This window comes from Nostoc sp. CHAB 5836 (genome assembly GCF_020829445.1).
In the GTDB taxonomy this organism is placed as follows: domain Bacteria; phylum Cyanobacteriota; class Cyanobacteriia; order Cyanobacteriales; family Nostocaceae; genus Nostoc.
Genome location: NZ_JAIVFV010000013.1, coordinates 58,893 through 68,693 on the forward strand (window position 1 = coordinate 58,893; position 9,801 = coordinate 68,693).

The 9,801-nt window shown below is 40.9% G+C and carries 9 protein-coding genes; 3 read left to right on the forward strand and 6 right to left on the reverse strand.

The features are described from left to right. Positions 1-615 precede the first annotated feature (615 nt). Positions 616-1,359: a response regulator transcription factor gene (locus LC605_RS04720; RefSeq protein ID WP_229546412.1), complete on the reverse strand. Its 744-nt coding sequence runs from the start codon at positions 1,357-1,359 to the stop codon at positions 616-618. Between the two features lie 157 nt (positions 1,360-1,516). Between LC605_RS04720 and LC605_RS04725 the strand changes: the two genes are divergently transcribed. Further along, the gene (locus LC605_RS04725; protein WP_229546413.1) at positions 1,517-2,581 is read left to right on the forward strand and encodes a YheT family hydrolase; all 1,065 of its coding nucleotides are present in this window, start codon (positions 1,517-1,519) and stop codon (positions 2,579-2,581) included. A gap of 145 nt (positions 2,582-2,726) precedes the next feature. Here LC605_RS04725 and LC605_RS04730 read toward each other — a convergent pair whose 3' ends face one another. Continuing rightward, entirely contained in the window at positions 2,727-2,972 is a 246-nt protein-coding gene (locus LC605_RS04730) for a DUF433 domain-containing protein (protein WP_229546414.1), read from the reverse strand. Between the two features lie 700 nt (positions 2,973-3,672). Here LC605_RS04730 and hetI point away from each other — a divergent pair. Continuing rightward, positions 3,673-4,383 carry a 4'-phosphopantetheinyl transferase HetI gene (gene hetI / locus LC605_RS04735; protein ID WP_229546415.1) on the forward strand — a complete coding sequence of 237 codons (711 nt, stop codon included), beginning with the start codon at positions 3,673-3,675 and terminating at the stop codon, positions 4,381-4,383. A gap of 18 nt (positions 4,384-4,401) precedes the next feature. Beyond that, positions 4,402-4,548, forward strand: a complete 147-nt coding sequence (locus LC605_RS04740; RefSeq protein ID WP_229546416.1) for a hypothetical protein — start codon at positions 4,402-4,404, stop codon at positions 4,546-4,548. On the opposite strand, the gene LC605_RS04745 is transcribed toward LC605_RS04740, so the two are convergent. From LC605_RS04745 to LC605_RS04760, 4 genes are all read right to left on the reverse strand, one after another. Beyond that, entirely contained in the window at positions 4,495-5,298 is an 804-nt protein-coding gene (locus tag LC605_RS04745; RefSeq protein WP_229546417.1) for an SDR family oxidoreductase, read from the reverse strand. The two genes, LC605_RS04740 and LC605_RS04745, sit on opposite strands and share 54 nt — an antisense overlap. 753 nt (positions 5,299-6,051) lie before the next feature. Then, complete coding sequence (locus LC605_RS04750; protein WP_229546418.1) at positions 6,052-7,566, reverse strand: thioester reductase domain-containing protein; 1,515 nt, start codon at positions 7,564-7,566, stop codon at positions 6,052-6,054. 2 nt (positions 7,567-7,568) lie between these two features. Beyond that, complete coding sequence (locus LC605_RS04755) at positions 7,569-9,245, reverse strand: PfaD family polyunsaturated fatty acid/polyketide biosynthesis protein (protein WP_229546419.1); 1,677 nt, start codon at positions 9,243-9,245, stop codon at positions 7,569-7,571. A 204-nt stretch (positions 9,246-9,449) separates the two neighbouring features. Next, the coding region (locus LC605_RS04760; protein WP_229546420.1) for a hypothetical protein at positions 9,450-9,801 on the reverse strand (352 nt) is incomplete at its 5' end.

The following is a 9,801-nucleotide window of genomic DNA, read 5'->3' on the forward strand; positions in this document are numbered from 1 at the left end:
ATTTATTCGCGATGGCTACAAAACTCTGATTGAAATATTTGCCGAGGAGAATTGATCCAATGAGAAATTCTGATTCATTTTTTAGCCAATTAAAGTATTTACCCAACTTAAATATCCTTCCACATGGTGAGTCGCTAAATACGAATCTCCAATAGAGAAGGCTTAAGCAAACACAGTTCCAAAATTTGAGTAGAAAAACTTACAAAAATCGCAAGTTTCATCTGTTGCTAGGTAGTCTGGTCAGCACAGCTTGTTTGATTTCTCTTGCAGAGCTTCAGTCCCTTTAGGGCTGGGTTACTGACTTATTGCCTAGTTTAAGTCCGGATAGTAATAGCTTACAGCGAGATATGTCAATGTTTTTCATTCACAAACCTCAATATTAAATAAATATTAAATTGCTTTCATAGATAAAAGCTTATGCTTGCTGACTAAACTTTGATTACAATATTTAATAAAATTTGTAAAATTTATTATGATCGCGGATGCGCTTGTAGAGACGTTGCAATGCAACGTCTCTACACACCCCACCAATAACCTTAACTAAACGGTAAGGAATAAGAGTTTCTGAAAGTTCTTGCCTAAGTGATAGCTTAGTTAAGGGAATTTAGCGTAATTTCATTCAACGACAGTTACTGAAGCCCCTTCATTTAATGGAGGTATACCGGGTAACTCAAGACAGTATCCAGCACCATACACTGTTTTGATATAGCGGGGATGGCGGGGATCTGGTTCTAACTTAGTTCTCAAGTGGCGAATATGGACTCGAATCGTTTCAATGTCGTCATCAGGATCGTAGCCCCAAACTTCTCTGAGGATTTCGCTAGGAGAAACTGTTTGACCGTGGCGTTGCAGTAAGCAGTGAAGTAGCTCAAATTCCAAGTGAGTCAATTTCACCGTCTCATTGAACCATATTGCCTCAAATCTTTCGGGAACGAGGGTGAGTGAGCCATAGTTGAGTATCTCACTGTGTTTTGCTGCTTGAGGAATGCGGTCAGTCCGCCGCAAAAGTGCCCGCACCCGCGCCAGCAGTTCTTCAACTTCAAAAGGTTTGGTGAGGTAGTCATCTGCGCCAGCATTAAAGCCTTCCACCTTGTCCTGAGTTTGGCTCAAAGCCGTCAACATTAACACGGGAATCTCAGAGGTGCGATCGTCGCGGCGCAGGCGTTGGCAAACGGTAAACCCATCTACCCTGGGCAACATTAAATCGAGCATGATCAAGTCTGGTTGTAGCTGGAGAGCCAGCGCTTGACCTTTGATGCCGTCTTCAGCTTGACTAACATCGTAGCCAGCCATTTCCAAGTTGACGGCAACTAGTTCTGAAATCGCTGGGTCATCGTCTATGACAAGAATCCTCGGCATTCTTAAAAAATTATTACTACTTATTAAGGATAATTAACAACCTTTGATAGATACAAAGACTTTTGAATCAATGATGAAAAAGTTTTTAAATCTTACATAAATATTAAGATTAAATGACTGTGAAATCAAGACTCAACTACACGAAATCTTATAGTCTATGATGTGTTATACTCCCCTCTACAATCCGTCTTGGTTTTTACAAAACGGTGTGATGATGACTGTATACACCGCTTTGTGGGGAAAACGTTACTGGAAAAGTACTACTCGATTACCAGAACCGTACTACCAGGAAAAAACCTTCATTGGTGGCCAAGGTGTGCCAATTTTTGGCTTGGTTGCGATGCCGCAAAATGCTCACAGCACGATTATCGGTACTTATGGCATCACTGGAGAGTTAGAGACGGAATGGTTTTTGAGAGTGCTAGGACGTAAAGCCTATGCTCAAGGATACGCTGTGGTGTTATTTGATTGGCGTGCCCACGGGAAAACTGCCCAATTGTCCCCAACTCTCACTTCTGATGGTTTATATGAGGGGGAAGATTTTGTTCGCATTGCGGCCGCTGCTAAGGCAATGGGATGTCCGGGGAAATTTTGGTTTACAGGGTTTTCTTTAGGAGGGCAGTTGGCACTATGGGCAGTGAAGGTAGCTGGTGAGGTGATTAAGGAGTATGGAGATTTAGGACTAGAAGATGGCGATATTGGCGGTGGTATGGTGATTTGTCCAAGTTTGGATTCACAGCGATCGCTATCTTATCTAGTTACAAAGCCCTTTGGCAGATATTTGGAAGCAGGAATTGCCCAAAATTTAAAAAAACTCGCATGGAAGATACATGATGCCCATCCTGGAAGCATTGACCCCGCAGCCATTGAACGGGCAAATAGTATTTGGGGTTTTGATAATGAACTAGTAATTAACCGACTAGGTTTTCCTTCTGTGGAAGCATATTACCAAGCTAGTAGTGCTTTACAAATATTGCCGCAAATCTCAAAACCGACTTTGATTTTATATGCTGCTGATGACCCACTTTTTGACCCAGCGATCATACCGGAATTACAACAAGCGTGCGATCGCAATCCTACAATAGATTTGTTTCTCACTCAGTACGGCGGCCATGTTGGCTATTTGAGCAGCAAAAAGTGTCAACGTCAAGTAAACGATTCTGATCCTTGGTGGGCATGGAATAGGACTTTAGAATGGTTGCAGAAACAGCGTAATTCGTAATTTAAAATTTGACAATTGTCTGAGTCAACAGCTTTCAAATAAACCAAATTAAGGTAGCGGACGCTGGCGTAACTGGCTACGCTCAAAAACTGTAAAATATCCACTACACTGATCATTGGGAAATTTTCATTTGCTAAAAATCGCATCACGCTGACTCAGATAAAAACGGTAGCATGTATAAAGATTCATCTCGTATACACTCAGCAACAAACACGAACACAGCTTGCACAGCTTGTGGTGTTAAAGTTGGATAATTATCTAAAATTTGCTGCACCGTCCAACCATTAGCAAATAAACCAAGTATAAATTCAACAGATAACCGCGTACCTTTTAACGTTGGTTTACCTAATAATATTTTTTGGTCAGAATGGATATAGTGTCGCCAGTCCATAATCACTAATTTTTGATACCAAAGGTAATAATTAAGATTTTAACTAAAAAAAATCAATACTGTATCTTAGACATCTGGTGAAATTAAATATAGCGTTTCCCAAGCAACTGAGGTACACCCAAATCTTGTTTACCAAGGTTAGTAGCCTTGAAAACGTACCTCACTAGGCTGGGAACCGCTATATGCGTTACCCAGAACCCTTGTAGAGACGTAGCAGTGCTACGTCAAAACAATTCAATATATTTTGGCTAGTCTCGAAAAAATCAGCTTTGCTCTAAGTCAACGACATTGGTGGCAGTATAGTAAAATTGAATTGACACTCTCCGACCTAAAGGCGCGGAGATTCTTAAGACCTCACGGCCAAAATATCCTGTTTACACAGGTTCCCAGGCTCACTACGGAAAGCCCCATAGGGCATAGTGATATCTCCTCAAGGTTTTTCGGGCGTATACTTTCCCCCAGTCCGGGGGTAGGTTTTTAAATCTTGTACTGATTGAATTATTCTAACATGGCTGAGTCCTAAAGGACTCAATTAGCCTTCTCCCAAGGGGAGACGCAAGCGCGAACATCACGCAGCCTGAAGTACGGAATACGCAACTACGTTGCTGTTCCTCAAGGGTTTTCGGCATATTTTCTATAATTTTAATATGCCGACGCCAGAGCAAATGCGAACTTGTTTCATTACGAATTACGAATTATAATGAACCATCTCTGGCTACCTGCACCGACAGATTTAACTTTGTTACCGGATGAGATTCACGTCTGGCGCATAGAACTTGACCAACCAGAAGCACAGTTACAACATTTAGCAACAACCCTTTCCAGTGATGAAACGGCTCGTGCTGAACGCTTCTATTTTCAGCAACATCGACAGCGTTTCATTGCTGGTCGCGGTATTCTCCGAATTATATTAGCTCGCTATTTGGGTATCAAGCCATCACAAGTAGAGTTTAATTATCAACAGCGTGGTAAACCAGTATTAGCAGATACATTTGCCGATAGTGGACTGGCGTTTAACTTGTCTCATTCCCAAGATTTAGGTTTGTGTGCGGTGAATTGCACCCGCCAAATTGGCGTAGACCTAGAATATATTCGCCCCATGTCTGATTTAGAAGCTATTGCCAAACGGTTCTTTTTACCGAGAGAATATGAAATGTTGCGATCGCTATCTCCCAACCAACAGCAAGAGGTATTTTTCCGTTACTGGACTTGTAAGGAAGCTTATTTAAAAGCAACTGGAGAGGGACTATCCCAGTTAGAGCAAATTGAAGTGTCATTGACTCCCACCGAACCAGCCAAGTTACAGATATTACAAGACTGGAGTCTTTTTGAACTAGTACCCGCGAACAATTATGTTGCTGCTGTTGCTGTAGCGAATTTTGGCTGGAACTTAAAATGCTGGCAATATTAGTCATTAGTCATTTGTCATTTGTCATTTGTCATTAATCTCCGTGTCTCCTCATCTCCCTCATCTCCCTCATCTCCCTCATCCCCCTCATCCCCCTCATCCCCCTCATCTTCCCTACTTCTCTTCCTGCATATTTCTGACAATTTTTGTCACCAGCTTTCTGGGTAGAAATCTGACGCTTTTTGCAAGTAGTTTATTGATAAAACCAGGAATGACAATAGTTTTGCCCTTCATTAAGGCACGAAAACCAATTTCGGCTACTGTTTGTGCATCCATCATTTTCTTGCCCTTGAGCAACTTAGAGTCAGCCATTCCGGTTCTTTCATGAAAGGCGGATGCGGTTGAACCTGGACAAAGAACTGTCACAGTGACACCTGTACCTTCTAATTCATTAGCGATCGCTTCTGAAAAAGATAAGATATAAGCTTTAGTAGCAAAATAAACCGCCATTAAAGGCCCAGGTTGAAAGGCCGCAGCCGAGGCAACATTTAATATTTTACCTTCACCTTGGTTTACCATGCCCTTCACGAATAGCTTAGTTAAATGGGTGAGACACACCAAATTTACCTGTAGCATTTCTAGTTCAGTAGCTAGGTCTGTTTCGTGAAATAATCCATAGATCCCAAATCCAGCATTATTTACCAGCACATCAACATTAATATCGGCTTTTTGCAACTCCATGAAAATTTCTTCAGGAGCTGTTGATATCGATAAATCCTTAACAATAGTTTTGACAAAATTTCCAAATTCTTCTTGGAATTTACCTGCAATTTCTATTAGTTTTAACCCGTTTCTGTCTATTAAGACTAGATTGTAATCATGAGCAGCAAAAATACACGCTAATTCGTAGCCAATTCCACCGGCTGCTCCAGTAATAAGAGCAGTTTTTTTGCTCTGACCTCGATGTGTTTTGTTCATGTAATAATATTGGTGAATTCAACTTGATGAAGCTGCGTTGCATTTACAGTGGTTCTCGTCCTACAATTAAGTACACGTAATATTTGAACCGACAGGAACTATCTGGAGTTATTACCCTTTCAAATGCTTGTGTGATGCCTTGGATAGATGTAGCAGTCCAAAGGTAAATTTAGGATTTATGCATCGAATTAAGTACGGCATTAAAGAAGTTTGGTTATTTCAAACTACTCGCGTTGGCTTTTGATTACTTACAACAGCCAGCAGGTAAAATCAAACTTTTATGCCCGACACTAACCATTCTATCTTCAATTGCTTCTGTCAAGGGGTGAATCCTAAAAATCTACATTATTGAGCATAAAAAAACAGGGCAACTATATTGCCACTGTTGATGTATGAGTTGTTGCTGGCATCTGAAATATTGGCTATTCAGCAGTACTGAATTTTAAAAAACATGGACATAAACAAAATAACTTTGTAGGGTGTGTTACGGCTGACCTAACGCACCGAAAGTATCCGAGATAGTGCCTTACCTTCCTAACACACCCTACGCAATTTGTGAATTACTAAGTACAACATTTCATTAATTCGTAGCGAATTCTCTGCGCCCCTACCCTACGGGAAGGCGTTCGCGCAGCGTCTCGTAGAGAAGCGCCTATGCGTTTACCTCTCTGCGTTCCTACCCTGCGGGAAGGCGAAGCGCCTATGCGTTTAAACTTCAACCCTCAATTCACCACGGTTTTATGCAAAGCTGTACTAAGCGATATTCAAGAAGCTACTTTGAATCAAGTATGTAGTATAAGTCATAAACAATTGAGAGTCAATGGTCGGACAAGCAATCGAACTACCTGCTAGTGCATGGAGAGTGTCTTGGCAGCTAATATGAGGTCTTCTAGCTTGCAAGTACAAATCAGGAATAGTCAGTTGTTCATCAGACCAACGTTCCAGTAAAAAGGGTCGCAGAGTGTACAAAGGATTGTCAGCAGAAGTCACATTATTGATTAACTCAGATTGCCATTTTTCGTAGGTAATCATTTCAACTGAATAACCAAAAGAGCGTATCCACTCAACTAATATTTTCAAAGAAACAGGTTGTGGATGTTGTAAATTGAAAGCTTTACCTATGGATTCTTTTTGGCGTGATAGATAAACAATCGCTTTACTTACATAGTCTACAGGAGACATATCTAACATATAATCTACATCAGGAAAATATCCCATTTGTAGACACCCTTTGGTCATCAAATTGATAAAGTCATGTGTGTTGCAAATGCCCGTTTTGCTATCGCCAGAAATTAATGGCGGTCTATGGATAGTTACAGGAAGCCCACGGTCACGGGCAATTTTGACTAACTTTTCAGCTACCCATTTAGTTTGAGAGTAACCAAGATAAATACCTTCCCAATGATTGAATTCATCCTGTTCTTTGACAACTTTGCCAGCATAAGCAGTCGATTCAAAAACAGCTACACTAGAAACGTAATGTACAGGCTTGACTTTAATTTGACAAGCCAATCTCAAAACTTCTTGAGTTCCTAAAACATTGGCTGCCTTCAGTGCTGAGTATGGGAAAACATAATTCAACAAAGCACCACTATGATATATAGTATCAATATTGGCAGCTAAAATTTGAAACTGTTCAGAGCCAACTCCTAACAACGGCAGAGATAAATCGCCGACAATCGGAATAATTCTGGAATTAAATTCTTCCTGCCAAATTGCATACTGTTGCAGATTATTTTGGAGTTTGCTTTTGCCTTCTTCGGCATTGGCAGCACGGACTAAGCAATAGATATCCGCATTGGTTTCCTGTAGCAATTCCCGAATGATAAAAGCTCCTAAAAAGCCTGTTCCTCCAGTTAAAAAGATGTTTTTGGGTTCACCTACAAGCACATTAGATGCAGCGCCGGGATGGATGGTGGGGTCAAGAACAGCCTCGGCACTTAAATCTAGAACAGTGGGTGCAGCGTTGGCATTAGAGGTTGTCACCTTTGTATCTTGAATCGGTGAACCATCTTGCACTTCTTCAGCTAAACGCTGTGAAAGAGCTTCAATATTTGGGTAATGCCACAAGAGCAATGGAGAGGGTTGAAATCCGAGCAACTTTTCTAAGTTACTTACTAGGATCATTGCTTGGGCTGAATCCAAACCATAGTTTTCTAAATGTTCTTTGACATCTATTTCATCAGTTGCGACTCCTAGCAACTTAGCTAAGTTAGATACCAAAAATATTTGAATATCGTCTGCTGTGAAAGACTGTTTTATAGTCATTTTTAAATCTCCAACAATGATGTAGAACGAACAGGGTGATATTGACTGTAATAATCGGAAGCTTGCAGCCCTTGAATTTTCAAGTTTTGGACACGATACAAAAAGGCTGCACCAGTCATAATTTGATTAGCAACATCAACTACCTGACGATTATTTGGTTCAGACAGGTAAGAACCGCGTACCCAGTCATTGAAACCGCCCATTGCCGGGCCACACCAAATTTGATAATCGACTTCTCTACCTTTTTCACCAGAACTAGACCAACGAGAAGATAATCCTAGATACCAGCGAAAAATCAACGCCATTTTCAGTTTAGGATTATTGACTGCTTTCCCAAGTTTCTCAGGATTCTTTTGGGACAAATAAGCCGCAGTTCCTTCCCATACTTCAGCAATAGTTTTGCGAAAAACTTGTTTTTCTAATTTCTCTCTTTCTGCGAGGGGGATGCTTTCAATGGAATCGTAAGCGCGATAGAGTTCAAATAATTTTTGCGCTCGCATGGGGAACATTGTACCCCGTTTGAGAACTTGCAATTTGACCCCCATTTCAAACATATCTGCGGCTGGGGCCATTATCATATCAGCCATTTCTGCTTGAGCGAGTAACTTTTTGGTATGTTCACAAGCCCCAGATTCAACACATGATTGATTAATTGAACCAGTCATTATATAAGCAGCACCCATCATAAAGGCTGCTAATGCTGATTGTGGTGTGCCAATTCCCCCGGCTACGCCGATTCTAATGGGTGTTTGGTAATGATATTGTGCTTGAATTTCATCCCGCAAGGCAATAAGAGAAGGTAACAAACAAACTAGAGGACGGTTATCTGTATGACCTCCAGAATCAGCCTCGACGGTAATATCATCAGCCATCGGAACTTTAGCTGCAAGGGTTGCTTGTAACTCGGTAATTAATCCTTGTTGAAGAAGTTCTTTGACAATTCTGGCTGGTGCTGGTTGGAGAAATTTTGTAGCTACTTCTCGGCGCGAAATTTTGGCGATGACTTTATTTTTGATTTCAATTTGATTGGTGTTATTTAAGCCCAATCCAGCAACACGGTAATAAACAATGTTGGGAGTCAAGTCGAGAAATGCAGAGGCTTCTACTGTTCTTACTTGATATTTGAGATATAAATCCACAGCGCGGCGTTCAATTGCAGGTTCATTGGGACTGTGAATTAAATTAAATGCATAAGGCCCTTGAGGTAAGGCTTGTTGAATACGATTGATGGCTGCTTCTAAACGTTCTGGAGTTAAACCACCTGCACCAAAGGAACTCAAAATTTGCTCTTTTCCGAGTGCAATGACCATTTCTTCGGAAGCTATTCCGCCAGCCATTGCGCCGGTAACGTAAGCATATTTTACTCCATGAGAGGAGAGAAAATTGGGATCTCCAAATTGTTGAATGCGGATTGGGGCTGCAAATGTTAGCAGTTCTACTTGTGCTGTTGTGCCATTATCACCAGGGCATAAGTAACCCTCATTTGTGACACCGATTTTTCCGGCAACTTTCACGATGTAGCAGGGTTTATTTAATACCATCAATTTATCTTTGATGGTTTGTTTCTCGAAAGATACTGTTTCTAAAGAACCTTTCCAAACCTGGTTTTTGTTATATGACCAGGGGGAGAAGTTAAGGCCATTATCGTGTTTACTTAGTACCGTATCTACGGTTGTCACGGCAGTTATCCCTCGGTTTACAAGCAATGGATGATAAGGTTGAAGGGTGTAGACTCTGTTGACGAACCGCAGAGGCGCAGAGGGCACAGAGTAAGAGAGTAATACCAATTTTTTCGGAGATGCACGTAATAATTTTTAAACGAACCGCAAAGGACGCAAAGGGCGCAAAGGAAGAGAAGGTTTGGAGAGAATTGGTATGAGATATTAAGATTCTTCGTTCAGCAAGTTTTGGGCGCAAGCTAGTTGTAATTGAATTATTTCGCTCATTTGTTGACTGTAATCTTGTCTGGCTTGTAGGAAGGCTGTGTGGGCTTTGGTTATTTTTGAATTATTAGCATTGAGCTTTTGATACTGGGTCTTATTTAAATCGATCATGCTGATGATGCTACTAATTTTTGGAGTTATGACTGATGGGGAAGAAGGAGGATTTTGCTGTTTAATTGCGCTTGACTCAGAAGATTGTAATTGTTCTCTCGTTTCAAAAACGTTATCAATGATATTTTTCGGTTTTACTTGTTCTGGGTGAGGCAAGATGTTAGAGTAATAATTTTCTTGT